The sequence below is a fragment of the Flavobacterium sp. ACN2 genome, assembly GCF_002303885.1.
GTDB lineage: Bacteria > Bacteroidota > Bacteroidia > Flavobacteriales > Flavobacteriaceae > Flavobacterium.
Map to the genome: position 1 here is coordinate 94,302 of NZ_MRCM01000004.1, position 25,137 is coordinate 119,438.

The window sequence follows — 25,137 nt, forward strand, 5'->3', positions numbered from 1 at the left end:
TTTTACTATTGAGGTTTAGTATTAAAAAGATAAATGGTTTTTAGAGTCTTAGTGTAACCTTCTAATACGGTAAATTGTTTTGGTTTTCCATCATTTGAAGAATATCCCATTGGTTTTCGTTTTTTAACTTTAACCTTAACATTTCCTTTAAAAGTTCCTTTCAATCCGGAAAATTTTATTTTTTGTGTCACAAATAACCCTCTTCCACTTACTTTATCAAAGCCATATTCTGTTATTATAATAGCTTCACAGGCGATATTAAACTTAAGGTCGGCAGTAACTAACGTTTCTAAAGGTGAAAATAAAAATAATTTTTTAGTAAAATTAGTTTCAAACGAAATAGTACCTGTTATTTTATTACTATAGCTTATGATTCTTTTTTGAGGTAAATTATTGAATTTATCTTTTAGTGTATACTGCTCCGTTAGTACATTGTATTGTATGTTTTGATTTAAACCTACTTCTCCAACCATACTTAAGCTAAACTTAATATCATCTTCTCCCATTTCAGATAATATACCACTTATATTTTCATTTATTTCTTTCCAGTCTTCATCAGTTTCATTTTTTGTTTCTTTATCAAAGAGGAGACTTTTTATAGTAAACTTCTTTTCAAAATTTATCGCGACAAGTGGATCAGCTTTTATGTTAGCTTCATAAATAAGTGCCATTCTTCTGTCTGTTTGCATTTTGTAATACATACCTGTGTTGATAGCAATCGATGGTGGCACAAGTTCAGCTCCAATATCTTTAAGATACTTTGAGACTCTTTTAGCTTTTGCCGCCATTTTCAAGATTTTTCCTTCTGCACTTCCTCCTCTTGTTAAGTATAGCATGATTAAATCGATAACAATTCCTATCGCTACCATTTCATAAATTATCGCGGCAACAACGAGTCTGGTAGTTGTATCTGTTTTTATAAAATCCAGCGTTGTACCTTGTAAGTTTAATTCTTCATCGCGTTTCTCGATATTTCGATCGTATATAGCATGCAAACCAGCATCGTAAAATTCAGACTGAGTTTCCAAGTAAGCCATTAAAGTTTCTGCCATGAGCCATTTTTCATGAAAAAAGCTTAAGATAAAGCCTACGATCGAATTTTTGAGTTCTTTTATTTCCTGTGCAATTCCGTTTTTTAATTCTACTGTTTTATCGTGAAAAAAATAAGGATCTTTGGAGGTTTCATCATCATCCCCCCAATTTCTAATTTTATAATTGTACATAAAGTGACCAATCCATACAATATCAGGATAAGCATTAATAGCAAAACTTGGATGTTCTGTACTAGAATAATAAGTACAGGAATGTAGATAGTAACTGTAAATGTTTCTGTAATTTTTTCCAAAATTAAAAATATCGGTTATTTTTGGCGCGGTAGGCAATCTGGAATTCAGTTTAACCTCAATTGAATTAGGTTTGTGTTCAATTAAATCATAAACAGCCGACTCCTTATAGCTGTCATACGATTTAATGCTATTGAGGTGTTCCTTCTTTTTATGACAGCCTTTTCTAATAAATCCGTCTATATTAATTTTTAACTCAGCAGGTTTTTTATAACTTGGTACTAGAACATCGTACACAAGTGTTTGGGCATTGTTTTCGAAAATTTTGAAGCGCAAAGTGGTTCTTCTGTTTTCCTGGTGCTGTGCTTCAGACAGATGAGCTCCTGTGCGAACGGGTTTTGTTTTTCCGTATCCTTTTCCGGAAATTAAATGCGAAGGAACTCCTTTTGAAATTAAATATTTAACTGCAGCATCTGCTCTTTTTGCAGACAAATCCAGATTGTATTCAGCTGTTCCTCTACTGTCTGTATGAGCACCGAGTTCAACAGGCAGAAAAGGCGGGTCTTTTAAATAATCTGCAATTTTATCTAAAATTGGTTTTGCATCATTACGGATATCCCATTTATCATAATCGTAATGTATTTGCTCTACAATATTAAAATCATCTTTAGGATCCATTTTACGAATGAACTTTCCTTCATCAAAAAGTAAGTCATTTTCATCCTGATAAGTAACCTCAATTTTTGTAAACTTGCAGGTGCCTGCATTTTTATCATATGGTTTTAACTTACCAACTTTTGCCTTGCTTAAACCAAGGTCTATTGTGGGCAAAACAAATTTATTTTCATCCATCACATTTAAATAACGAGCATGATAAACATCATTATTATCGTCTTTTATGTATTTGTTTGTTGAAGAGTCTTTTACTTTTATATAAAATTGTTCTGGACTGGCTCTATTTGTTATCTTGCCTTGCCAGGAAAGCGAATCTTTAATGATGATATTAACTTCACCATTATTTACAGGGATTTTACTATAAACTTTTATTAACTGATCGTCATTTGCACCCTTTCCTCGCTGAACTCTTCTGTATATTTCGATGATCAGATTATTTACTCCATTTAATCCTTCGGTAGTAAGATTAAGATAAAGTGGTTCTCCATAAGAAAACGGATGTGTTTTTCTTACGTCTTCTCCCTGAGTTTCAGTCGCCCATGCACTGGAGATTATCTTAGGCTCACACAACCCGCTAATCAGTAAGCCTGCAGATTTTGAGTATGATGAATTTAGCAGACTTGTCTGGAGATAATAAGTAAAAGGGCCACAAAATTTTTTAGCCAATTTGATTCCGTAAATTTCATCGCCTTTTTTTGTCAATTTCAAAACACTTTTTCTTGGAGAATAGGTTTGAAAATGCCATAAAACAGTTCCTTTTTTCTCTTCTGCAGTGGTGCCATCATGCCATTCTGCTATTTTAAAGTAAACAAACTGGTCTGCTTTAATTTTAGCTCTAGCGTTTTTAACTGAAAAGTTACCAGCTATTTCACCCTTACCAGCCCATTCTATTTTTTTAATTCCTTTTGCCATAATTATATTTGTGCTATACCGGTAAAATCAAATTTTGGTTGCATTAAATCATTCAGCCCTAATAACGGATTAATTTTATTCTGAACGTCAGGATTTGCATTTTTAAGATTTTGTTCTGATGGTTCTGCAATTTGTCCATGATCTACTATTTCGATACAATCCGGAGTTCCCATTTTGCAGGTAGCTTTACTGTCTTCAAGTAAAATATTCCCACCATTGCTTAGTGTTACCTTATCGTAAAAGTTTTTCCACTCAGAAATATCTACTTTGCATGGATTGTAACTTCCACTGCCGTTTGGCTGCATTTTACAGGTTCCAAAAGTGTTTTTCTCTAAAGTTTGTCCAATATCTTTTGTAGTGGCTGTTAACTTTTCAGAACCATCTTTATCGTTTGTATAATGTTTCGATTGTGTTTTTACTTTTAAAACATCATTTTGTGATTCATTGCTGTACTTGCAGGTACAAGTCGCACCTTGTACGACAATATGTTTTTCGCTCATAATATTTAAATTTATCTTCCTGTTATTACTTCCAGAAATAACTTAAAAATGCTTGATTTTTTCTCTGTTATTTCTTCATCTAAAAATGAAAAATTTGAACTTAAGTTCAATTTGGCGTTTTCTTCTATATTTGAAATAACAACAGTTAGTTTTTGAGGAATATCTAATTTAATTTCACACTCTAAATAAACGCTTTCCAGGACGTTGGTGTTCGGATCCAGAAAATAATACGCTGTATAGCTACCCTCTGCTTTTTCGGCATTGTTATCTTCTGAATCATCTTCAGGAAATAACAAATTGTTTTCAAAGTCATTTTTGCTTCTTAGATCTGAAAGTATACCGGTTTGCGTTATATTAATTAAATTATAAGCATCAAGAGTGGGTAAAATTGTCTGCTCAGCAGTAAATGACACATTTCCTGTTTTTTGAGATATAGGAAATTCTATCACCTGTTGAATGGTAAGGTTTTGGGTATATTCAATGTTTAGGCTGTTAAAAAAGACTTTTAAAAACCAATCTTTGGATAATGAATCAAAAATAATTTCATCATTTTGCAGTCTGTCTTCAAATTTAAGCAGTGCTTCATGTAATACTTCTCCCTGAAAATCCTTAAGTACTTTGCGCTTTACTTTCTGCCAGCGGTTGCGGATATCTTCATAATTATATATGGAGACTAATTCTCCTTTTGGATCAATAACTACTTGCAGGGGATAAAAGACTTTAGCGGTTTTCTCCGCTAATTCATCGGCCATTGTATCAGCCTCTTTTCCATCAATATATACTTGGGATATTCTATTAATTTCTATTAGCGAAAAATCATTTTTATCTTTATTTATAAACTTTACATTAATTTCTTCTTTTACTGTGTGCTGCTCTTCACCATTTTCCATGGTGTACATCGCTAAATAATTCGTATTGAGTCCCTGAGGTGTAAATGGTAATTTGAAATTGTTTGCAAAATGTACATTTTCACGATGTGTTTCTCTGGCGATTTTAGATTCTTCAGATTCAATTATCAAAAACTTCAAATGTGGTTTAAAGTCAGCTTCGATTAAATCATCTAGGGGACAACGCATATTATGATAAGATCTCAAAGAATAAGAATCAACTTCTAATTGTTCTGCTACCTTTTTTAATGTGTCACCTTCCTTTATTTTGTAAACGAAGTGATTTTCATACGCGAAATCTGGGATATATAACATTAGTTAAAGCTTGTTTTTTGTTTGATAGTTGTGTAGTTTTTTTGATTCTTATTTTGACTTAATTGACAAAATAGGAAATACGTTTGGCAGCGTTAGTGTTTCTTAAAGTGAGCCATTAATTTTTGAGGTTATTACTGACTTAAGATCGATATCAAAATGCAGTTTATCGAAAAGTTTTTCATTTTCAAAGTATTGATATGAGTATCTATATTTTCTTGTTTTATGAAAACTGCTATGTTTTAACGTAAGGCTACTATAAAAAATTATTTTTTTCAAACTGAAACTATTAAGAAAAGGCTTGTTATTTTTTTGGAGTAAATGTAAGTTTTTGTTTTCAAAAAAAGTATTCAAAATTTAAAACTTAGCAGAAAATTTCGGAGGTAAGGGAAGAAATTAGTATAATAACCTCATATGGTTCTGATATTAAAAAACTTACAAATTAAGAAGTAGAGAAATGAAGGGTAAAAAAATGCGTTGAAAATTAATCTTTATTTAATTTGATGGATCTCCCTACTTGATGTGCTACCTTAGCATGAAGTTTTAAGAACTAGATCTTAACTTTAGAGGATGGGAGAGAATCATAAAACTTTCTGAGTTCTTGAAAAAAAGCTTATTAAACGGAATAGTTTTTATTTATTAGAGGTAACACATGACTCTAAACAATATTGGTTCCCGAAGAGAAGAGTCTTTAGTTGAAACGACATCATAGATCCAAAAGCATGATAAGAGAAGAATCTATTAAAGAGTGTTATTTTAGAATAAAAGTAAATAGCACAAAATAAAAGTGCATTCCTTTAATTATTAAAGGAATGCACTTTTTAGATTATATATTACAGTGATTTTTCCGCAAGCTTAGAATTTACTTTGGCTGTTTCTTAGAATTTCTAATAATATAATAAACCGAAAACGCAAAAACTACAATATATATAACTGCCATTGCAGGATTCTCAAATTTTAGACTTTTAAAATCAAATTGCTTGTATAAAGTTACGCCTAAAATGATCGCAATAATCCAAAAAACAAATGTAATAGGTTGGTTTTTATTTTCCATGGTTCTAAGTTTAAAGTTAATTTTAATGTCGATTAGTTGCCATCGTATATGATAACACTTTGAAGTCCGAGTTTTTCTAAATCTACTTCGATATTTATATTGGGATTTTCTGCCAGTTTTAAGATTGATTCTCGCATATTAGTTCCAGAAACAACTCCAAAATCATTTTCAATGGCAATTTCTATAAATTTCAAAAAGTCATTGAAATATTCTTTTGAATTAGTTGAAACTAAATTAGCACGGTCTAGCCACAATAATTTTAAGTCTTCGTTTGTAATCCAGTTTATGATTCCCGAACCGTAAGAGTGTGTAGATCCGGATGGTGAATTGTCTATTTGCGAAATAATTGCTTCAGCAACAGATTTTGGTTTTGCCCCAACATTTCCAGAAAAAATTCTACGTCCTAAAATGAGATGCGGATTAAATGCAGCACATTCAGAAAACATTATTAATGTTAGTGCCGTAGCAAGATCATCAGCTGCGGTTCCATTTTGTTTGTAGAATTCGTCTGTATCTTGTAGCATCTTCTGCATGAATGTTTGATATTCCTCGTCTGGTTTTTTCTTCCGAGTTTCGATCTCATAAAGAAGTTTATGGGTTTTGAAATCTTCGCCAAAAAATTGACAATATTCCAAGACAGCATTAATTCTTTTGTCATTATCAGAATTATGAAACAAAAGATAGTTGCCTAATTTTGATTCAAAGTATTTTTTAAGCAAAATTCCTTCACCTGTTAGATCAGGAACTACTTTTTCATAAAAGTGTTTGTCACTAAAAAAATGTAAGGTATTCCAATCTCCCATTATTTTTTTTCTTTACAGTTTACTTTGTTCAGCACTTAAAATATCAAAAATAGTCTCACTCTTAAAGTTTTCTAGAAACAAATTGATTAGAGGAACCGTTGGGCTTTTTGGATATTTTTTCAAGAAACGATTAAATTCCTGAATGTTTTCTGGATAAATATATTTTTCGTCTGAAGACCTTTCGGCCGTTGGCGTATTGTCTTGACCCACCAAATAATCCATTTGGTAATTTTTGTATTGCTCTTTTACAGATGGAATTAATTTTGAATTCGGGTATTTGGTCATAAAATTTTCCCAAGAAATAATTCGGTCGCCCAAATCTTTAAAAGAAATTACAAGTCCTGCATCTGCAGAATAGAGCGACTTATTTTCTTCACTCTTTAAGTACAAATAATCTTTATAGTCATTCGTTACATAATCTTTAAAGATCTTATAATAGAAATCATGAAGCGGATCTATTTCAACATACCCTTCTCCAATTTCAGAATACTCCAATTCATGTTTAGAAAGTCTTTCGCCCAAAAGTTTAACCGCTTTTTTGTCGGCTTCGTCTTCATTATAAAACTTATCCAATACTCCAGATTCTTTTGCGGCGATCTCTTGTAATAAAGTGCCATTTTCTTCAAAATATTTTTCATACAATGCATTGGCAGCTTCTCTGTTGGGTAATGATTTTAATTGGAGAACCACTTCATTTTTGTTTTTAGAAAACTGTTCTAATAAGTTAGAATCTGATTGTGCTGTTTTGGCACCATCTTCAACTTTAACACTGTCTTTTTTTATTTCTGCTTTGCCAGAAACGCTTTTATTATCTGTTTGTTTGCAAGAAGAAAGTAAAATTAAAGAAGTAATCGCGATAATGAATTTTCTCATTTTATAGGCTGAATTTTTTTGTAGTGTTTTTTAAATAAAAAAGGACAATAAGATAAAATTCTTCTTTGTCCTTTATTTTTTTAGAAATGCATTAGATTAAAGAAAATTACAAAGACTTAAACTCGCCCGAGCCCTTAAAATCTTTAAACTCTGAGTATACTTCTATACCAAGAAGTATCCATTTTCTAGTTCCTCCAACCTCATATTGAAAGGTGTTTTTCTTTTCTGTTTTATTTATAATAATGTACACTGTCGACCATCTCGTACCACAAATAAATCCAGTTCTTCGAATCATTGCTGAACTAGCATTTTCACCATCGGAATTAGCATACAATTCGATTTTTGAAAGGAGATCCTCTTCAAGAACAATATTTGAAAAATAGTTATTGTGATTTAAAGACTGCGTTTTGGTTTCCCTATTTTCAAATTCAAATTTTTTATCTTTTTCTTCTTTGCTTGGCCTTGCGATAAAAGATAAAGCAAAAAAAGAAAAAAGAAGCGTGGCTGAAAGGCTAATTTTGTTGCGAATTTCTGAAGCCGTTTTTGTACAAAAAATGACAAGCCCTAATACTGTGGCAATGTTTACTATCGCCCAAATTAACTGTATCATAAATTTAGTTTTGGTATATCAAATGTACATTTTATTTTAAAAATAAGAGAATACTTATTTTAATTGTTCATCAATAATTGCTGCGATATCGGTATTTGAATAATCGTAAGCCAGAATAGTTCCGTTTTTGTCAATGACAACGCGAGTCGGGATGCCGTTTACTTTGTAACTGGTAACTACTTCTGTTTTTGAATCAAAAACAACGTTGAAGTCAAATTTTTTATCAGTGATATAAGCAGAAACTTTTTTAAATATATCTTCTTCTTTGCCATTTTCCCAAGTGTTTACAAACAAAAAGGCAACATCTTTTCCTTTGTATTTAGTCACTAAATTCTGCATCTTCGGAAAAGAAGCTTTGCATGGTCCACACCAAGTTGCCCAAAAATCAAGAACGACCACTTTGCCTTTATAATCAGAAAGTTTTGTTTCTTTTCCGTCTAGATTTTTTAAGGTAAAATCAATTGCATTTGTACTTCCAAATCTTTCAATTAGATCTTTGCTTTTGTTTTCTTTTGCTAATACATCTGTTTTTTGCTCAATTGCATTAAATTCTGCAAGAGGCAATTTCTTCTCGATATAAATCTCTTTTAGTTTAGCTAGAAATACTGATGATGTATTGCCTTTACTAATTTCGTCGTCAATATAAGCTTTTACTTCGTCTTTGCTTTTCACCTTATCCATCATTGTCAAATAGCGATCTTTTCCTCCAGAATCCAAACCGTTATTCTCTTTTACGGCACTTTGATATTTAAACGCCTCTTCATATTTGCCTTGTTTATAAAGCAAAAGCGCATAAGTGTCTGCAAACATATTAAACGACTCTTTATACGCAGGATAAAAGCTTTCTTTATTTCTCTGTTCAAGCAAATACATTGCTCTCTCAGATACTTTTACAACAAAATCAAGATCTTTTACTGGCGTAGTAAGGTCTCCTCCCGATTTCCCCCAAGCAAAGTCGTTGTACAAATCACTAGCGTTTTTTAAATATGGTTCTAATGCAATTGCTTTTTCATATTGTCCATTCTCCAAATATACCGTTAGTAAAGCGCGATAAAAAGTTCTCGAATATTCTGCTGAAATACCTTTAAACTTGGCGTTGTAAGTCTTCATGCTTTCCATAATTGAAGCCTCCGTTTTATTAGGCTGATCGTAGAAGCTTCGCATAAAAAACATTTTTTCAAGTTTACCTGTAGGATACCTAGCCGAAATTTCTTTTCCGAGTTTTTCAGTTTCTTCAGGTTTACTGCTGCCTTGAGAAATATTGTAAGCAAGAGTTAAATACTCTTCTGTGTTTTTTTCAATGCATTTTGATATGAAAGCAGTCAGATCTTTTTGGCCTTGTTCGGCATTAAGAGACTTCTTTAAATACAAATAATTTACAGCATCTTTGTCTTCTCTTAGTTTTGGATATTTTGCAAATAAAGCGTCATAAGCGGCAATAACATTTTCTTTTTTGGTATCTAATTTTAGGTTTAAAAAATGATTCCCATAATTTCTCATGAAAATTTGGTTCATCAGCGATTTTCCTAATTCAATATCATTTTGTGTTTTTAGAAATACCGAATAACCTTGGTCTTTATTGCTGTCAGCGATTTTGTGCAGATCATTTATAGTTACCATAAGCACTCTAGCAGAATCGGAAACTTTTGTGGTGAATTCATAACGTTTTCCATCCTTTTTTAAAGAAACTAAATCATTAGAAAAATCGTCTGGAGTAGCGTACAAAACATTTGCTTTAGCATTGTCTTCTATAACAAGACCTTGCGGTGGTTCGTAAATATAGGTATTGGGTTTGCCTACATTGAATTTATTGTTTTTTAAATAGATTTTTCCACTTTGAGAAAAAGCAGTGTTAAAGATTGCAAAGAGGAGTAAAAGAATAGTTTTTTTCATTTGTTTTTGGTTTTTTGATTGATGATTTCTTAAATTTTAGCGAATGCTAAATTATACAATGTTGTCTTTGTGCGATTTTTATTAAGAAAATATTAGCATAAAAAACATAGAATAATTTCAGAACAATCAAAAAGAAGTTAGATCGTAGAAGAAAAATGGGTTTCTTTTATGCCAATTGCAGTCCGATAAAATTCATAACCTTTTTCAGAACGGTCGGGGAGAAATCTATTGCGGTATTCATCCGCTCCCAAATCTTCCAAAAGTTTGATTCCAAACAGATTTAAAAAGTCTGGCACTTCTTCAGGAAGTAAACCAAAAGTCCAGTGTTCTTCTATGTTTTTAAGATCTTCTAACAATTTTTTTCCTCCTAAAAAAGCATCAGGATTTTGAAGGATGTCTTTATGTACGTAAGTAAAAATAATTTGACTCTTGTTGGCAAATTTTGAAATAAACGAAAAAGTACTTTTTACCGCTTCTTCGGTTAAATAATTGGTAACACCTTCCCAGATTATCGTGGTAGGTTTTGAAAAGTCAAGATTGTGTTTTAGCGCCAGATGATTTAGATCTTCTTTATTAAAATCAATTTGAAGAAAAGTCACATTCTCTGGAATTTTGCCAATACGTTTCTTATAGATTTCAGCTTTAAAATTTGAGGTATTCGGATGATCGATTTCTATTACGGGAATCGATTTTAGAGAATCAAGACGAACTGCTCTGGTGTCAAATCCGGCGCCTAAAATGATGACTTGTTTTACGCCTTCGGAGATCGAATTTTCCAGTAGACTATCAATATATTTTGTTCTTGCAATTCCAGAAGAAAGAGCTCCTGGAATCTTTTTGTTTATGATGCCATTGATGTATTTTCTAAAAAAAGAAAATTGAGACAGACGTACAGCCATTCTCAATTTGAAGTCTATAAAATGTATGGCATAAGGATCTGAAAACAATCTTTCGTTCGCATTGCGTTTAGTTTCCAATGCTCTAAAGAAGGCCATATATTGGGCCGTTCTACTTGTTTTTGCAGCTTTCATTCTGCTTTTACTTCTTCGAAAATAAATTCTCTACCACCCAAGCTGGACCAATCAATAAAAACTGAAGATCTTTAAGGAATGAAGGTTTTTTGCCTTCGATATTATGCCCATAAAATTGTCCAATCCATGCCAAAGCAAAAACACCAATCGAGAAGATCCATAACGGAACCAATTGCGAGATATAATAATTGACAATGAGGCAAAGCATAGAAAAAATGGCAATTTTAGCCGCCATTGCAATGGATAATCTGATGTAAAAAACGAGAACAAAAAGCAAAACCAGAAATGCCCAATTTTCAATAATAGGTGCATTTAATTGTAAGGTATGGGAGATTATCGTACTCGGAATACTCATAAGTAAACCAACGATCGAAAAGTAAATAGCAGGGACACAAATATAATGTATCGCTTTGTTTTTTGGGTTCTGATGACTTACGGCATATTCTGCAAACCATTGATCTAATGTTCTCATTTTTGTGGTTTTAAGGTTAGATGCGTAAATCTAATGAAATTTCTTTTAGGTTTTACCGTGCTGTATTTTCATTATTTCATCGACAATCGAAATGGCTTTTTCTAGTGTAATTCCGTTTTCTTGATCTAGCGTCAAAGGATGATTTTCTTCAATCATTTTTATTTCGGGAATTAAGCCTAAACCTTGTTCGATTGCAATTGTTTTAAGCGAAATAGTTTTGCCATAAGTAGGCACATTGGTCTGCATCCAGCCAAAATAAGGTTCTTGATTTACTCGATTTGGATCTTCCCATAAGTCCATTCGCACACAGAAATTATCTTCACTTATCGTTGTCCAAACATTAAAAACCAAATCTTCATGATAATCTATAATAGGAATAGTTAATCTGCCACGATGAAAAAAATGTTCTTCATCGATATAACACCAGCTTCCTCCGAATTCAATTCTTTTTTCTCTTTCTTCGGGCGGAATGGAAAAATAATAAGCAGGAAATTCATTTCCAAAACACAAAGGCATTTCATCGAAAACCTCTCCGCAGCAAGAACATGTGTAGGTATACATTTTTAATTTTTTAAAGAATCAACTTTCTGATTATACTGAAAAACATTATCCCATAATTCGTCAATGGCAACAAGTGCTTCATTGAGTCGAATGACATTCCATTTTCCGTTAGTTTCTATTCCTAAACCAATGCTTTTTAGTTTTGCTAAAGCATCGTTTACATCAAAATCCAAATCGGTATTTAGTTTGATTTTAAACCAAGATTCTATTTGATCGTCTAGCTCTTCGGCAGTTAAAGATTTTTCACTTTCGTGCAGAAAAGTATAGGCAAGAATCGTTTCTTTCAAAGCTTCTTCTTCAGACGAATTTAATAAAGAATAAAATGCTCCGCTATTGTTTCCAACATTCTTAAAATACAAGCTATCTGAGAGTGTTTTAGAATATCTGATTTTTTTGTTTATAAAGTTATTGTATTGACGGAAACAATACGCTCCTAAGATCCCCAATGCAATTAAACCTTGATTTAAGGACGTTTTACTGTTTAAGAGATCAATTGTTTCGCCCGTTTGATAAGCTTCGTACATATTAATCAAAGCAGGAATCACTTTGGCACTTAATAGAGAAAGTCCACCAAAAACACCCGGAACCCAAAGCAATAATTTATCCTTCAGAGACATTTTCGGAATGGCATTTGGAAAAACCGTTTCGAGATCATTCTTAGGAACACGTTTAAAGATTTTTAATGCAATAGAACCTGGATCGATTGGCATTTTACCCAATTTGACTTTCTTTTCTTTGAGGTAATCTGCATCGCTGTAATTGAGGTAAATGAGAACACGATCGTAATATTCGATCTCCACTTCTTTGGTCCAGAAAAAGTATTTTTTGACTTTTTCTTTTGCTTTATGATGCCCACGCGCGTAGAGTTCAAAATCTTTAAAAGCATTAAAATCGATGGCAAGATTCAGACCCACCAAATCAGATTCATTAAAGGCTTCGTCTAATGCATTCTGATTGATTCTGTAGTAATTGCCACGCTCTAAAACTTTAAGAAGTGTTTCTTTAAAAACAGGAAAATTGCTTTTATTGATAAATTGCTCACGTTCTTTTTCGCTTAAATCGGGATCGTAAAGGGCGTAATGCTGTTTTAGATTTCGATTAAGATTAAAAGATTCGTAATGATAATAATGTTCGATGATTTCGAACAATTTCTTAAAATCGCTAACCTTTTCTGGATTTTCGGCAAAAGCTGCGATTTGCTGTTCCAGTAAGAATTCTTTGTTGAATGGAATATAATGTTCTCTAGTCATTTGGACTTTAATTTCGTGGCATTTACAGAACGCAAAAATACAGCCTGAAATTTGATTTTAGGCTTTATGCGTGATGTTTTTTTTAACGCAAAGAGCGCTAAGAATTTTTAATTAGAGACTTAATAAAACCGCAAAGTTCGCAAAGCTTTATGGCAATATAGTTTTCCCGCAGATTTTGCAGATTAAGCAGATAAAACAAAATCTCTTAGATCTGCTAAATCTGCGAGAGAAAAACTTTGCGAACTTTGCGTTATCCTTAGCGCTCTTTGCGGTAAAAAAAACGATTAAGTAGGTAAACAAAAAAAAGTGAAATTTCCAATCGGTACCAGCGATTTGAAATTCCACTTTCTGTTCCAAAAAAAAAGTGACAAAAAATTAAGAAGCTCTCTATAAAGCTTTTTAGAAACTAAAAATTATTTACCGCAATATTACTACTAAATAAAATGGTGGCTATAGGTGTTTTTACCTGTTTTTGTAAACGGTTGTAGATTTTGAGTAGCTGAGCTGCAAATATTATTGTAACACCGTTTTCTTTAGTTCGATTACACCTTGAATGTATTTTATTAATTCTTCTTTGGTTACAGCAAAAGGAGCTTTTTCGGCCTCGAATTTTAAATACAAATTGGCAATGCTTTCGGCATCGAGATTTTCAGTAAGGTAATGATGTTCTGAATATTGTATAAGATGATCTACAAAAAGTTCGCGTAGCTTTCCTTTTTCGACTGTTTCAGGATCGCCTTCTTTTATTTTTTCGATTACAGATTCTGGTAAATCGATTGTGAGATACATGCAATCGACAGAAACTTTTGAAAGCATTTCTTTTGGGACTCTTCCTGTGGCATCGCAATAGGCGCATGGTGCGGGAACCCATTTCAATTGTCGGTTTAAACGGCGGATATCATCCCAATCAACAAATCTTTTTCCAAGGCATCTTGGACATTTTACAGTAGATCTTTTAAAAAGATTAAAAATGGACATTGGTTATTAAATAGCTTAGGGGTTGGTTTGCGGCGAATTTAAAGAATTAAGTAGGAAAAGTTACTTTAATCTATACTTTTTTTAAGAAAAGAATTAACAAAATTGCAAATTTGTATATTTTGAGAGAGGATTAGAGGCAACAAAAAAATAGTTTTGGTAACAATATTAGGCGATGACAAAAACGAAAGAAATCATTTTTTGTTTTCAATTAAAATGAGAGGATATGGTTATTAAACAAAAACGACACTAAAAATATAGAAAAAATCTCACTTTATTTCTTGTAAATTTGATAGAAAGTTCATTAAAAAAAATAATAACTACCTATGGAACATATAAAAACTTCAAAGCTTCAAAATTTTATTCGAATATTTTTGGGATTGTTTATGATAACAGCTGCTATCGGACATTTTACTTTTCAGAGAACAGATTTTCAGGCACAGGTTCCCAATTGGGTTCCTCTGGACAAAGATTTGGTAGTTATACTTTCTGGAATTGTCGAAATTGCTTTAGGACTTGGAATGTTATTTCTAAAAAAGAACAGAATACAAGTCGGAATTGCATTGGCTGTATTTTATGTCTTAGTTTTTCCAGGTAATATCGCCCAATATCTAAACGGAACTTCTGCCTTTGGACTCGACACAGATCAGGCGCGATTAATACGATTGTTTTTTCAACCCGTTTTAATTTTTCTGGCTTTATGGTCAACTGGGGCACTTGCTGCGTTGTTTAGCAATAAGAAATAGGGAGAAAAATATTTAGTTTTTTTAAAGTAAGAGATTTCTTGAAATTAAAAAACTTTGCGTTCACACAAGACGCTTGCTCGACAGGTGCTATAGAAGCTATTGCTTATTTCAAAAGGAAAGATTAAAAGTAGCCTCTATGAATTAAATTTTTCTAATTCGATTGCTTCATTAAAGTAATTTGTAAAAATCTTAGAAAGATTTTCATCTTTAAATTTAATTATAGTGTAAGAGCTGTCAATTGCCGAAATTTCGATTGTAGAATTAGGAATTTGAAAATTTCCATTTTTCCATATTAAATCATTTCCTTCTGCGTAAGGTAAATTGTTTTCATCAATTACTATTTCGTTATCTTTTGGAAAACCAGATATTACGCCCCAAATAAATTGCGTTTGAGAATTTAGAATTTCATTAAATTCCTGACTTGTTAAAATAACAAATTCTTTCTCATAATTTATAGGAAGTTCCTTATCAGATATAAAATCTAAATCACTAATTACCCAATTATATTCTTGTATTTCGAATAAAATTGGTTTTAATATTTCTTTTAGGTTAGTATGGAATTCTAATTTATCTGATTTTTGAATTATCCAATTCATGTTTTTTATTTTGATGTTTATACGCAAAGATAGCGCGGATTTGCAATCCGTGTCCGCAACTATTAGACACAACTACTTGTAAACACAATTTTCCAAACTATACGGGCACGGATTGCAAATCCGCGCTATCGGGTTTTCGAGAAACGATTATAAACAAAAAAAGTCTATTTTTTGTTTCTTTAATATTTCGATTATTTTGAATTTCGAAGTTTAGAAATATTAACTTTTAATTCTTTAAGATATTGATTGTCAGAATCAATTTTAAGTGATTTATCGGCATACATCAGCGATTCTTCATAATCACCCAGATCAAAATTTTCAATAGATAATCTACAGTAGAGACTTGCTTTTAAATTTAAATTGTCATCTCCAACAAGAGCTAATGCTTTTTTTGAAATTTCTATTGCCTCTTTATATCTTTTTGCAATGCAGAGTATATTACTCAAAGATAAATAAGGGTGAATGTCATTCTCAATATAACCCGTAGGAGATTGGTTAATTTCTATAATCTCGATAACTTTGTATTCTAATCTTATTGCTTCGTCATAATTTTTCTGATACAACTCAAGATTAGCTAAGTAACTAAGTACTGCCGTATCATTTGGGCTAAGTTCGTATGCTTTAAGGAGATATTCTCTAGCTTTTTGGTAATTGTCCTTTTCAGCATATTTCATTGCAATTCGCATATATTCTTCTGACATCATATTATTATTTGAATAGAAAAATATTGTATTATCATTAGATTGTTTATTGCAGGATTGAAATAAAAATATAACTAGTATTAAATATTTTTTCATAAAGATAGGTTTTTTATTACAAAAATATATAATTATTTTAACTAGAAAGGGATTTTATGTAAAAGATTCTGGAATGAGCATCCTATTCAAGCAACCTTTTCAATAAATTGAAAAAAACTTTGCGTTCACACAAAACGCTTGTTCGACAGGTGCTATTAAACTTTCAGAATTTATCTAATTGGCAAATTATTTAGCAGAATCTGATACTTCCTTCCCACAGGAATAATATCGCCATTAGACATCGTAAGATTTTTGGTTGTAACAGCAGAAATTTTGGTTGTATTTACAATATAAGATCTGTGAACTTGTACAAAATGCGCACAATCAATTTCGGCACTTATACTCGCAAGCGAACCGTAAATGACAATAGGAGATTTTAATTTGCAGTTGTACAATTTCATGTAATTGCCTAGACTTTCTATATATAAAATATCAGAAAGAGGCGTTTCAATTACTTGTCCGTTTGAGCGATAAGAAAGCACTTTTTCGTCGGTGGTGTTTTCTTTTTTAAGGTTATTTCCAGAATGGTACGTTTTGGCTTTTTCGATTGCCTTTGAGAATTTATCGAACGAAATGGGTTTCATTAAATAATCTATCGCATCGTTTTGGTAAGCCGAAAGCGCAAAGTCAGAATAAGCCGTTGTCACAATCGTAATTGGGCGTTTGGGCTGCAGTTCCATTAATTCTACACCCGAAATTACAGGCATATTAATGTCGAGAAAAATAATATCATATTGGTTTTCGTTGAGCAGTTTTATGGCTTCCATACCGTTAAAAGCGCTTCCAGAATGTTCCAGTTCGTCAAATTTTGAGATGTGCGAAATCAGGGCCTTATGGGCCGGCGATTCGTCATCAATTATCAGACAGCGGTAGGTAAGTGCCATATGGTCAATTTTACGGTAAATATATTTTTATCTTTTTTACAGCTCAAATTGTGTTTTAAGCCATAAACTTCCAAACGTCTTTTTAGATTTTCAATTCCGATTCCTGTGCTCGAAAGTCGTGAACCCGAATCGAGATAATTGTTTTTTAAGGTAAAAATAACGCCTCGGCATTGTACTTTCAAATCCAGATTAATAAACGGTTCTACTGTTTCGGCAGAAAACTTGACAGCGTTTTCAACCAAAGGCAGAAAAAACAAAGGCGGAATCTCGATTTGACTGTGCAGGCCTTCAATGTTTTGTTTTACAGCGAGTCTTTCGTTTCTAAACGTATAATATTCTATATATTTTTTGATAAAGGCTATTTCTTCTTCCATTGAAACAAAATCCTTTTTAGAAGCTTCAATTTGGTAGCGCAGCATGTCTGAAAGGTTTAGAATTCGATCTGGAACTTTGTCGGGTTCTGCAAGGGCTTCTCCATAAAGATTATTCATTGCATTCAATAAAAAATGCGGATTGAGCTGCTGTTTTAAAAACGAAAGTTCAGACTTAAAATTCATAATGTCTTTATCGGCTTGACTCATTTTTTTGCTAATAACAATATGCAGGAAATAAAAAAAACAGCCATTTATGATTAACGACACAATCTGAAGCGCTTTTAAATTTCCTAACTCCACAAGCGGAAGAAACCAGTTCATGAAGAAATAAAAACAAGTCCAATAGATGGCAAGAAGCGTAAAAAAGATTTTGAACTTTTTATGAAAAAGAAAAGGTTTGATAATGCAGATGTTGAAAATGGTAATCCAGACAATACACGGAAAATAGCCCACTGCAATTTTGCTGAGTATATAAGACCAGCTGTGCCCGTCGAGTTTTATTTCGTCGTAAACACAAGCGAGAATGACTAAGTAAACAAGTGTGTTTACGAGAAGATTTCGTAGAAAGAAGTTTTGATAGATTTTTGCGATTGTCATAACGGCAAAAATACTATAATCGTATAGTTTATAATCATTTGAAAGCGATAATTTATACCAACGCCATTCGTATAAATCATACGCCACTGGTATAAAATTGCTATAAAAAGAGAGACATGTCAATTACTTTTGGATCCAAGTTTTATTTATACCCCAAAATAATTTATCCTAATTGTATGAAATCTAAAATCATGTCGCTTGTGTTTGTTTTTTCCGCTTTTCCAATCATGGCTCAGGAAAAAGAGCCAGGTGTCAAAACCTTTGCAAAAGCCGTGGTTGATAAATTTCCGAACACGCGAACTTTTGATGTGCAATATGAAGTTTTAGGGCCATCAAATTACGATTCAAGATTGTTGGGCAATAAATTTGAAAGAGGGAGAATCGAGGAGCACAATCGTTTCAAAGCCGCTTTCAATCTTCCGTTTTACGCTTCAAAATCTAAAAAGTTAGTTTTAACAACTTCGCTTCGCTATAAATATGAAAATTTTGGATTTGGAGATGTTTATAATTATCAAACCAATCAAACGTATACAAAGGAGAATCAGGAATTTCATTTTTGGGCAGGGGCACTGACAGCAACTTATATGTCGACACTTTTTAAGAAACCAGTTATTTACAATGCAACGGCGACTATTGACGGCGACGAAGAAAAACTGCAGCGTTTAAAAGGTTTTGCATCGGCAGTTTTAGTGCTTAAAAGAACACCTTCGACCACCATTACCGCTGGGGCTTTAGTATTGCTCGATCCATCATCGATTGTACCTGTTACGCCGCTTTTTTCTATAAACCATAAATTCAAACAATCAAAATGGGATATGGACTTTATTTTGCCTCAGCGTATTTTGTTTAGAAGAGAATTGTTAGAAAACGGAAGAATTTCGTTAGGAACAGAATTGAATACAGAAAGTTTTTATTTGAACTTAGATACTCCAACTTTAAAAGGGGTTTACGAATTGAACCAGCTAGAGTTAAGATCTGGAATTACTTATGAATATAGTTTTACTCCCAAACTGATTGCATTTGTAAAAGGCGGTTTTAATAATGTGGTAAGCGCGCGACTTACAGAAAGAGGAGAGCGAACGAACCGATATGTTTACGATCAGAAAGAAGATACACAAGGCTATTTAAGATTTGGAGCTTCCTACAACCTTTTTAATAGAAAGTAAAATGTACAAGTTAGAAGAATTAAAACAAGAAGAAATGATAGTGGAAATTTTTAAAACCAATGTTGAGAAAAAATCTGACGGAGATTACATACTTGCAGTGATGAAAAATCGGTTTCCAAATTATAAAATTAATTTTGATTTGGAAGATTGTGATAAGATATTAAGAATAGAAGGCTTTGATTTGCAATACGATAATGTTATGAGTCATGTTGCAGGTTTAGGTTATACTTGTGTACGATTAGAATAATGTTTTGAAACCATCAAAATTAAATCGGGTGAAAATACGCAGCTGTATTTCCTTTTTTTGTAAGTATTTTGCATAATATTTTAATTTAAAATTAAATACAGAAATGATCGGTTTTATACTTTCGATTTTACTTTTCCTTTTAGAACAGCTCACTTAATAAAGCTGTTTAAATTCTCCTATCCTTACTGCTTTTTCAATACGAAAAGGTTTGTGCTTTTTTGCATATTATTTTTCTAATTTTGTGCCCATGAAAAAAGCATTCCAACTCTTCGATTTTAGCCAGAAAGTCAATTATAAAAACGAAATTTTAGCGGGCTTAACTGTAGCAATGACCATGATTCCAGAATCGTTGTCGTTTGCTATTTTAGCTGGATTTCCGCCATTAGTTGGTTTGTATGCTGCTTTTATTGCGGGATTGGTTACCGCTATTTTTGGAGGAAGACCTGGAATGATTTCAGGCGGTGCAGGGGCGACGGTAATTGTTTTGATTGCCTTAATGAAATCGCACGGAATTGAATATGTTTTTGCTGCAGTCGCATTGGGTGGCGTGGTTCAGATTTGTATCGGACTTTTTAAACTTGGAAAATTTATTCGATTAGTTCCGCAGCCCGTTATGTTTGGTTTTGTAAACGGTTTGGCGGTTGTGATTTTCATGTCGCAGCTAGAACAGTTTAAAACCATGGTGAACGGTCAGGTTTCTTGGCTTCAAGGAACTCCGCTTTACATTATGTTAGGTTTGGTAGCTTTGACCATTGCAATTGTTTTGATTTTTCCGAAGATTACAAAAGCGGTTCCAGCATCTTTAGTAGCTATTATGGTCGTTTTTGCTTTGGTTATTGTTTTTAATATTGAAACTAAAACGGTAGAAGATATTGCTTCGGTTCAAGGCGGATTTCCACCGTTTCATATTCCGAATATTCCATTTTCTTTTGAGACTTTTAAAGTGATATTTCCGTATTCGGTAATAGTTGCCGCTGTAGGTTTAACAGAAGGTTTGCTTACGCTGAATTTAGTTGACGAAATTACAGGAACAAGAGGAAACAGCAATAGAGAATGTATTGCGCAAGGAAGCTCGAACATCTTAAACGGATTTTTTTACGGAATGGGGGGATGCCCAATGATTGCGCAAACATTGGTAAATCTTGGAGCTGGTTCTAGAGCTAGGCTTTCGGGAATTATTGCTTCTCTGACCATTTTGATTATCATACTTTTTGGAGCACCCGTAATTGGAAAACTGCCCATGGCGGCCTTAGTTGGAGTCATGATGATGGTGGCCATTACAACTTTTGAATGGGCAAGTTTTAAGATTATCAATAAAATGCCAAGACATGATATTTTTGTTGGAATTCTAGTGGCATTAATCACGATTGTATTGCATAATCTGGCTTTGGCGGTTTTAATTGGCGTAATTATTTCGGCTTTGGTTTTTGCTTGGGAAAGTGCTAAACGAATTCGTGCAAGAAATTATATTGACGAAGATGGAATAAAACATTACGAAATTTATGGGCCATTATTTTTTGGTTCAACTGCCGCTTTTTTAGAAAAATTTGATATTCAGAACGATCCTGATCATATTATAATAGATTTTAAAGAAAGTCGAGTTTCTGATATGTCGGCAATAGAAGCTTTAAATAATCTGACAAAAAAATACAATCAGCTAAATAAAACAGTAGAGTTGCAGCATTTAAGCCCAGACTGCAGGCAATTACTCAAAAATGCAGATGCGGTTATAAATGTTAATGTTATTGAAGATCCGACATATAAAGTGGTTAGTTAATTAGATAATGTGTCCATTTGATAATGTGTTAATTTGAGAACGTGTCAATTAGAAAATGTGGCAATTTGATAATTAGATAATGATTTTGGAAACGTGTATCTGTAGAGACGCACTGCAGTGCGTCTACACAATGTATATAAATAACAAACCCGACAGGTTTTAAAATCTGTCGGGTTTGGTGTTTTTGTCAGGCTGAGCGAAGTCGAAGCCCGCGAGCTAATTAGAGCACCCTTCGACTTCGTTCAAGGTGACAATCAGTTTATTATCAAATTTTCTAATTGACACATTCTCAAATTATCTAATTGAAATAATTTGATTTTTGTAACTTTGCCAAATGAAACTGACAGAAACTTTAGAAGACTTTTATACAGTAAAAATAAAAGGAATGCCGGAGAATCTTAAAAAGGAGATCGGACATTTTAATGTTTTTAAATTGGATGATTATGTTGGAAGCACTTGCAATCCATTGCCTTATACCAGAAAAGACTTTTATAAGATAAGTTTAATCATTGGTAAAAACAAAGTGCATTATGCAGATAAGGTTGTAGCGATTGAAGATCAGGGATTATTCTTTGCAAATCCACAAATTCCGTATAGTTGGGAGCATATTGATGAAAATCAAACGGGCTTTTTCTGTATTTTTACAGATGCATTTTTTAGTCAGTTTGGAAATTTAAAAGAATATCCATTATTTCAGCCAGGCGGGAATCCTGTTGTTCCTGTTTCTGCAGCATTAGCAGAATCTCTAAAAACAGTTTATTTAAAAATGTTCGAAGAAATCAATTCTGATTATGCTTTTAAATATGATGTGCTTCGAAATCTGGTTTTTGAAATTATTCATTTAGCATTAAAAACACAAACCGTAACTGCTTCATTATATAGTAAATCGAATGCTACAATTCGAGTTTCTTCTTTGTTTTTAGAATTATTAGAAAGACAATTTCCTGTCGAATCCATTTCACAGCAAATTAATTTTCGTTCGCCGTCAGAATATGCCAATCAGTTAAATGTACATGTAAATCATTTAAATAAAGCGTTAAAAGAAACAACAGGAAAAACAACTTCTCAGATCATTTCGGAGAGAATTGTTCAGGAAGCCATGATTCTTTTAAAGCAAACTAATTGGAATATTAATGAAATTGCTTGGTGTTTAGGTTTTGAAGAATTGTCTCATTTTATTAATTTCTTCAAAAAAAATGTCCAGGTTTCTCCTAAAAACTATCGATTATCAGAAATTGATTGATTTTTGTAACTTCTTACTTGATTGCTTTAATTTTTAAGAAGCGCTTCGCCAATACCTTTGTCCTGTAATTATAAACGTAAAAATTTAAAGTCATGGGAAATAACAAAGTTTGGTTCATTACAGGTGCTTCAAAAGGACTTGGATTAGAGTTAGCTAAAAAATTATTAGCAGAGGGTTTTAAAGTGGCTGCAACGTCAAGAAATGAAGCTTCTTTAAGTGCAGCATTAGGAAAAGCATCAGAGAATTTTCTTCCTCTTGAGATGGATTTAGTGGATGAAAAAAGTGTAAAAAAAGCAATTGATAAAGCCGTAAATCATTTTAAAACAATCGATGTTTTAGTCAACAATGCTGGTTACGGATTATTAGGAGCTTTAGAAGAATTAACAGATGCAGAAGCTAGAAAAAACTACGAAGTAAATGTTTTCGGATTATTAAATGTAATTAGAAATGCAATGCCTATTCTTCGTGCCAATCAATCGGGGCATATTTTTAATATTTCTTCTGTTGGAGGATATTATGGGGAATTTCCGGGTTGGGGAATTTACTGCTCGACTAAGTTTGCGGTTGCAGGTCTAACTGAATCTTTAGCGGCAGAAATTAAGCCTTTTGGAGTGCATGCTACAATTGTTTATCCAGGTTATTTTAGAACCGATTTCTTAAAAGACAGCTCGCTTTTAGTGCCAGAAAATCCAATTGCCGAGTATAAAGAAGTGAGACAATCTGAAAGTGCTCATAAAGACGATATCAATGAGAATCAGCCAGGTGATCCAGTTAAATTGGCGGAAGCTTTAATTAAAGTAAGTCAAGACCAAAATCCGCCTTTGCATTTATTTTTAGGTGAAGATGCTTTTAATATGGCAAACCAAAAAATAGCAAGTGTTCAGAAAGAATTAGAAGGATGGAAATCGGTTTCGGTTTCGACTGGTTTTTAATGGGCCAATTTGATAATGTGTCAATTAGAAAATTTGTTAATTAGAAAATGATTTGACATCATGTATGTCTGTAGAGACGCACTGCGGTGCGTCTCTACAGATATATACTGTGCGAATTTGTTTTTTTTGAATTGCCTCCAGCTTTAGCTGGAGGTAAGCATTTAGAATAGAAGAAAGGCTTTAGCCAAACGACAAAGTTTGCCTAAAGCCTTTCTCTTATAAAGTTTAATTTTTTTATTCAGCTTTAGTTGCAGGCAATTCAATTAATTATTTAATTCAAGAATTTTCTAATTATCAAATTTTCTAATTGCCTCATTCTCTTATTAGCGAAGCATCGATTTTACATCACTTAACTTCCCGTCAATTTCTCCAATCTGCAGACCTAAAATATGAGCAATTAAAGGGTAAACCGACACATTCTGAAATGTTTTTACTGTTTTATCAACTTTAAAAGCAGGACCTTTTGCATAAAATATAGCGTGCATGTCTTTTTCCTCATTGTCATAACCATGCGTTCCGCCATTTATATGTGTGCTTTCTTTGCTTACTAAACTCCAACCTTTATCGGCTTCTATAACGAAATCATGCACACGCGGATTTGTTCCGTAATGTAATCTTTTTGGGACTTCTGTCGCTTTCCAAAATTTAATATGTGGCACTTTTTTCAAAGCATTGGCAATAGAATCCTGATAGCCTGGTTTTGCCTGCAAACTCATAATTGGATTGACAACATCCTTATATCCTAGCCATTCTGGTTTTAAATAATCTAAAACAGCTACTTTTTTATCGTTACTGATGGTGGCCATTCCGTGATCTGAAACGATAATTAAATTAATTTGTTTTCCAATAGGCAATTGATCTAATCTTCTTGATATTTCGCCCATAATCGAATCCATTTTGATCACTGTTTTTTCAGTTTTTGGCGAAAGCGGACCAAAATTATGACCTGTATGATCGGGTTCGTCAAAATATAAAGTAACCAAATGCGGACGTTGCTTTTCTGGAAGCTGTAACCATTTCATAACCGTATCAATTCTAGTGCCGTATGGAACTTTACCATCGTAGTTTTTGAAATAACTCGGATTTCTTTTGTCAATATCAGAACCTGGCCAAAAGAAAGAAGCGGTTTTTACACCTTGCTGTTCAGCTAAATTCCAAATCGGATTTCCGCCATAAAATCTCGAATCATTTTTAGCATTACTAGATAATGAGAAAGATTGATTCAAAGAAGCATCATAAAACACATTATTGATGATTCCGTGATGATCTGGGTAAAGTCCCGTTACAATCGAATAATGATTTGGAAAAGTTTTACTTGGGTAAGAAGGTTTCATTGATTTGGCATGAACGCCTTCTTTTTCAATTTGCTTCAGATTCGGAAGATTATACATTTTGCCATAATCCCAACGAAATCCGTCCATGGAAATTAAAACAACATAATTGTCTTTGCTATTTTGGGCTTGTAAAAAAGTAGTAAGAAGTAAAAATGTGAAAGATAAAAAGTGAGTTGTGAATGTTCTCATTGTGCAATTTTTAATAGAACTGCAAAGGTAGAGATAACAGATTTTTTAAAGAAAAAGAGAATGTTAAATAAAAAAGATAGCCACGACTCGACCGAAGAATAGCCACGAATTCACGAATTATTTTTTTTATAATCTGTATCTATTTTATTAGCCACAGATTACAC

24 protein-coding genes are annotated in these 25,137 nt (G+C 32.8%); 6 read left to right on the top strand and 18 right to left on the bottom strand.

The features are described 5' to 3' along the window. Positions 1-5: 5 nt before the first annotated feature. From BSF41_RS05930 to BSF41_RS05990, 13 genes are all read right to left on the bottom strand, one after another. Positions 6-2,870, bottom strand: a complete 2,865-nt coding sequence (locus BSF41_RS05930) for an OmpA family protein (protein WP_095928598.1) — start codon at positions 2,868-2,870, stop codon at positions 6-8. 2 nt (positions 2,871-2,872) lie between these two features. Then, entirely contained in the window at positions 2,873-3,370 is a 498-nt protein-coding gene (locus BSF41_RS05935) for a DUF4280 domain-containing protein (protein ID WP_095928599.1), read from the bottom strand. Between the two features lie 11 nt (positions 3,371-3,381). After that, positions 3,382-4,572 (bottom strand): hypothetical protein, encoded by a 1,191-nt coding sequence (locus tag BSF41_RS05940; RefSeq protein WP_095928600.1) that lies wholly within the window; start codon positions 4,570-4,572, stop codon positions 3,382-3,384. A gap of 859 nt (positions 4,573-5,431) precedes the next feature. Continuing rightward, entirely contained in the window at positions 5,432-5,623 is a 192-nt protein-coding gene (locus tag BSF41_RS05945) for a hypothetical protein (protein WP_095928601.1), read from the bottom strand. 32 nt (positions 5,624-5,655) lie between these two features. Then, entirely contained in the window at positions 5,656-6,426 is a 771-nt protein-coding gene (locus BSF41_RS05950; RefSeq protein WP_095928602.1) for a hypothetical protein, read from the bottom strand. Between the two features lie 12 nt (positions 6,427-6,438). Then, positions 6,439-7,299 carry a hypothetical protein gene (locus tag BSF41_RS05955; RefSeq protein ID WP_095928603.1) on the bottom strand — a complete coding sequence of 287 codons (861 nt, stop codon included), beginning with the start codon at positions 7,297-7,299 and terminating at the stop codon, positions 6,439-6,441. A gap of 106 nt (positions 7,300-7,405) precedes the next feature. Continuing rightward, positions 7,406-7,909: a hypothetical protein gene (locus tag BSF41_RS05960; protein ID WP_095928604.1), complete on the bottom strand. Its 504-nt coding sequence runs from the start codon at positions 7,907-7,909 to the stop codon at positions 7,406-7,408. 54 nt (positions 7,910-7,963) lie between these two features. Continuing rightward, complete coding sequence (locus BSF41_RS05965) at positions 7,964-9,802, bottom strand: TlpA disulfide reductase family protein (protein WP_095928605.1); 1,839 nt, start codon at positions 9,800-9,802, stop codon at positions 7,964-7,966. A gap of 137 nt (positions 9,803-9,939) precedes the next feature. After that, complete coding sequence (locus tag BSF41_RS05970) at positions 9,940-10,833, bottom strand: SAM-dependent methyltransferase (protein WP_095928606.1); 894 nt, start codon at positions 10,831-10,833, stop codon at positions 9,940-9,942. 7 nt (positions 10,834-10,840) lie between these two features. Further along, positions 10,841-11,305: a DUF962 domain-containing protein gene (locus BSF41_RS05975; protein ID WP_095928607.1), complete on the bottom strand. Its 465-nt coding sequence runs from the start codon at positions 11,303-11,305 to the stop codon at positions 10,841-10,843. 45 nt (positions 11,306-11,350) lie between these two features. Continuing rightward, the gene (locus BSF41_RS05980; RefSeq protein ID WP_095928608.1) at positions 11,351-11,866 is read right to left on the bottom strand and encodes a DUF2199 domain-containing protein; all 516 of its coding nucleotides are present in this window, start codon (positions 11,864-11,866) and stop codon (positions 11,351-11,353) included. Between the two features lie 2 nt (positions 11,867-11,868). Next, a complete protein-coding gene (locus BSF41_RS05985) occupies positions 11,869-13,116 on the bottom strand; it encodes a TMEM143 family protein (protein WP_095928609.1) in 1,248 nt (415 codons plus the stop codon). A 513-nt stretch (positions 13,117-13,629) separates the two neighbouring features. Then, entirely contained in the window at positions 13,630-14,094 is a 465-nt protein-coding gene (locus BSF41_RS05990; RefSeq protein ID WP_095928610.1) for a hypothetical protein, read from the bottom strand. 323 nt (positions 14,095-14,417) lie between these two features. On the opposite strand from BSF41_RS05990, the gene BSF41_RS05995 reads away from it, so the two are divergent. Then, entirely contained in the window at positions 14,418-14,837 is a 420-nt protein-coding gene (locus tag BSF41_RS05995; RefSeq protein ID WP_172426855.1) for a hypothetical protein, read from the top strand. 134 nt (positions 14,838-14,971) lie between these two features. Here BSF41_RS05995 and BSF41_RS06000 read toward each other — a convergent pair whose 3' ends face one another. The 4 genes from BSF41_RS06000 to BSF41_RS06015 all read right to left on the bottom strand — a co-directional run bounded on the left by BSF41_RS06000 (position 14,972) and on the right by BSF41_RS06015 (position 18,172). Further along, positions 14,972-15,433, bottom strand: a complete 462-nt coding sequence (locus BSF41_RS06000) for a hypothetical protein (protein ID WP_095928611.1) — start codon at positions 15,431-15,433, stop codon at positions 14,972-14,974. Positions 15,434-15,624: 191 nt separating this feature from the next. Beyond that, positions 15,625-16,137 (bottom strand): tetratricopeptide repeat protein, encoded by a 513-nt coding sequence (locus BSF41_RS06005; RefSeq protein ID WP_172426861.1) that lies wholly within the window; start codon positions 16,135-16,137, stop codon positions 15,625-15,627. Between the two features lie 263 nt (positions 16,138-16,400). Beyond that, the gene (locus tag BSF41_RS06010) at positions 16,401-17,114 is read right to left on the bottom strand and encodes a LytTR family DNA-binding domain-containing protein (RefSeq protein WP_095928613.1); all 714 of its coding nucleotides are present in this window, start codon (positions 17,112-17,114) and stop codon (positions 16,401-16,403) included. Further along, complete coding sequence (locus tag BSF41_RS06015; RefSeq protein WP_253251763.1) at positions 17,090-18,172, bottom strand: sensor histidine kinase; 1,083 nt, start codon at positions 18,170-18,172, stop codon at positions 17,090-17,092. The genes BSF41_RS06010 and BSF41_RS06015 overlap by 25 nt, the downstream gene beginning before the upstream one ends. An 89-nt stretch (positions 18,173-18,261) precedes the next feature. Between BSF41_RS06015 and BSF41_RS06020 the strand changes: the two genes are divergently transcribed. From BSF41_RS06020 to BSF41_RS06040, 5 genes are all read left to right on the top strand, one after another. Continuing rightward, positions 18,262-19,251, top strand: coding sequence for a hypothetical protein (locus tag BSF41_RS06020; RefSeq protein WP_095928614.1), 990 nt, complete (start codon positions 18,262-18,264; stop codon positions 19,249-19,251). A 1-nt stretch (position 19,252) separates the two neighbouring features. Continuing rightward, positions 19,253-19,498, top strand: coding sequence for a hypothetical protein (locus BSF41_RS06025; RefSeq protein ID WP_095928615.1), 246 nt, complete (start codon positions 19,253-19,255; stop codon positions 19,496-19,498). Between the two features lie 247 nt (positions 19,499-19,745). Continuing rightward, a complete protein-coding gene (locus tag BSF41_RS06030; protein WP_095928616.1) occupies positions 19,746-21,275 on the top strand; it encodes a SulP family inorganic anion transporter in 1,530 nt (509 codons plus the stop codon). A 334-nt stretch (positions 21,276-21,609) separates the two neighbouring features. Then, entirely contained in the window at positions 21,610-22,518 is a 909-nt protein-coding gene (locus tag BSF41_RS06035) for an AraC family transcriptional regulator (RefSeq protein WP_095928617.1), read from the top strand. Positions 22,519-22,610: 92 nt separating this feature from the next. Further along, positions 22,611-23,450 carry an oxidoreductase gene (locus BSF41_RS06040; RefSeq protein ID WP_095928618.1) on the top strand — a complete coding sequence of 280 codons (840 nt, stop codon included), beginning with the start codon at positions 22,611-22,613 and terminating at the stop codon, positions 23,448-23,450. 323 nt (positions 23,451-23,773) lie between these two features. Here the strand turns inward: BSF41_RS06040 and BSF41_RS06045 are convergent, their stop codons facing one another. Continuing rightward, entirely contained in the window at positions 23,774-24,973 is a 1,200-nt protein-coding gene (locus BSF41_RS06045; protein ID WP_095928619.1) for an ectonucleotide pyrophosphatase/phosphodiesterase, read from the bottom strand. Positions 24,974-25,137 lie beyond the last annotated feature (164 nt).

What these genes read in the sequence shown, in the direction of transcription:
- BSF41_RS05930 (WP_095928598.1), bottom strand. Translation starts at nt 2,870, where the DNA reads ATGGCAAAAGGAATTAAAAAAATAGAATGGGCTGGTAAGGGTGAAATA.
- BSF41_RS05935 (WP_095928599.1), bottom strand. Translation starts at nt 3,370, where the DNA reads ATGAGCGAAAAACATATTGTCGTACAAGGTGCGACTTGTACCTGCAAG.
- BSF41_RS05940 (WP_095928600.1), bottom strand. Translation starts at nt 4,572, where the DNA reads ATGTTATATATCCCAGATTTCGCGTATGAAAATCACTTCGTTTACAAA.
- BSF41_RS05945 (WP_095928601.1), bottom strand. Translation starts at nt 5,623, where the DNA reads ATGGAAAATAAAAACCAACCTATTACATTTGTTTTTTGGATTATTGCG.
- BSF41_RS05950 (WP_095928602.1), bottom strand. Translation starts at nt 6,426, where the DNA reads ATGGGAGATTGGAATACCTTACATTTTTTTAGTGACAAACACTTTTAT.
- BSF41_RS05955 (WP_095928603.1), bottom strand. Translation starts at nt 7,299, where the DNA reads ATGAGAAAATTCATTATCGCGATTACTTCTTTAATTTTACTTTCTTCT.
- BSF41_RS05960 (WP_095928604.1), bottom strand. Translation starts at nt 7,909, where the DNA reads ATGATACAGTTAATTTGGGCGATAGTAAACATTGCCACAGTATTAGGG.
- BSF41_RS05965 (WP_095928605.1), bottom strand. Translation starts at nt 9,802, where the DNA reads ATGAAAAAAACTATTCTTTTACTCCTCTTTGCAATCTTTAACACTGCT.
- BSF41_RS05970 (WP_095928606.1), bottom strand. Translation starts at nt 10,833, where the DNA reads ATGAAAGCTGCAAAAACAAGTAGAACGGCCCAATATATGGCCTTCTTT.
- BSF41_RS05975 (WP_095928607.1), bottom strand. Translation starts at nt 11,305, where the DNA reads ATGAGAACATTAGATCAATGGTTTGCAGAATATGCCGTAAGTCATCAG.
- BSF41_RS05980 (WP_095928608.1), bottom strand. Translation starts at nt 11,866, where the DNA reads ATGTATACCTACACATGTTCTTGCTGCGGAGAGGTTTTCGATGAAATG.
- BSF41_RS05985 (WP_095928609.1), bottom strand. Translation starts at nt 13,116, where the DNA reads ATGACTAGAGAACATTATATTCCATTCAACAAAGAATTCTTACTGGAA.
- BSF41_RS05990 (WP_095928610.1), bottom strand. Translation starts at nt 14,094, where the DNA reads ATGTCCATTTTTAATCTTTTTAAAAGATCTACTGTAAAATGTCCAAGA.
- BSF41_RS05995 (WP_172426855.1), top strand. Translation starts at nt 14,418, where the DNA reads ATGGAACATATAAAAACTTCAAAGCTTCAAAATTTTATTCGAATATTT.
- BSF41_RS06000 (WP_095928611.1), bottom strand. Translation starts at nt 15,433, where the DNA reads ATGAATTGGATAATTCAAAAATCAGATAAATTAGAATTCCATACTAAC.
- BSF41_RS06005 (WP_172426861.1), bottom strand. Translation starts at nt 16,137, where the DNA reads ATGATGTCAGAAGAATATATGCGAATTGCAATGAAATATGCTGAAAAG.
- BSF41_RS06010 (WP_095928613.1), bottom strand. Translation starts at nt 17,114, where the DNA reads ATGGCACTTACCTACCGCTGTCTGATAATTGATGACGAATCGCCGGCC.
- BSF41_RS06020 (WP_095928614.1), top strand. Translation starts at nt 18,262, where the DNA reads ATGAAATCTAAAATCATGTCGCTTGTGTTTGTTTTTTCCGCTTTTCCA.
- BSF41_RS06025 (WP_095928615.1), top strand. Translation starts at nt 19,253, where the DNA reads ATGTACAAGTTAGAAGAATTAAAACAAGAAGAAATGATAGTGGAAATT.
- BSF41_RS06030 (WP_095928616.1), top strand. Translation starts at nt 19,746, where the DNA reads ATGAAAAAAGCATTCCAACTCTTCGATTTTAGCCAGAAAGTCAATTAT.
- BSF41_RS06035 (WP_095928617.1), top strand. Translation starts at nt 21,610, where the DNA reads ATGAAACTGACAGAAACTTTAGAAGACTTTTATACAGTAAAAATAAAA.
- BSF41_RS06040 (WP_095928618.1), top strand. Translation starts at nt 22,611, where the DNA reads ATGGGAAATAACAAAGTTTGGTTCATTACAGGTGCTTCAAAAGGACTT.
- BSF41_RS06045 (WP_095928619.1), bottom strand. Translation starts at nt 24,973, where the DNA reads ATGAGAACATTCACAACTCACTTTTTATCTTTCACATTTTTACTTCTT.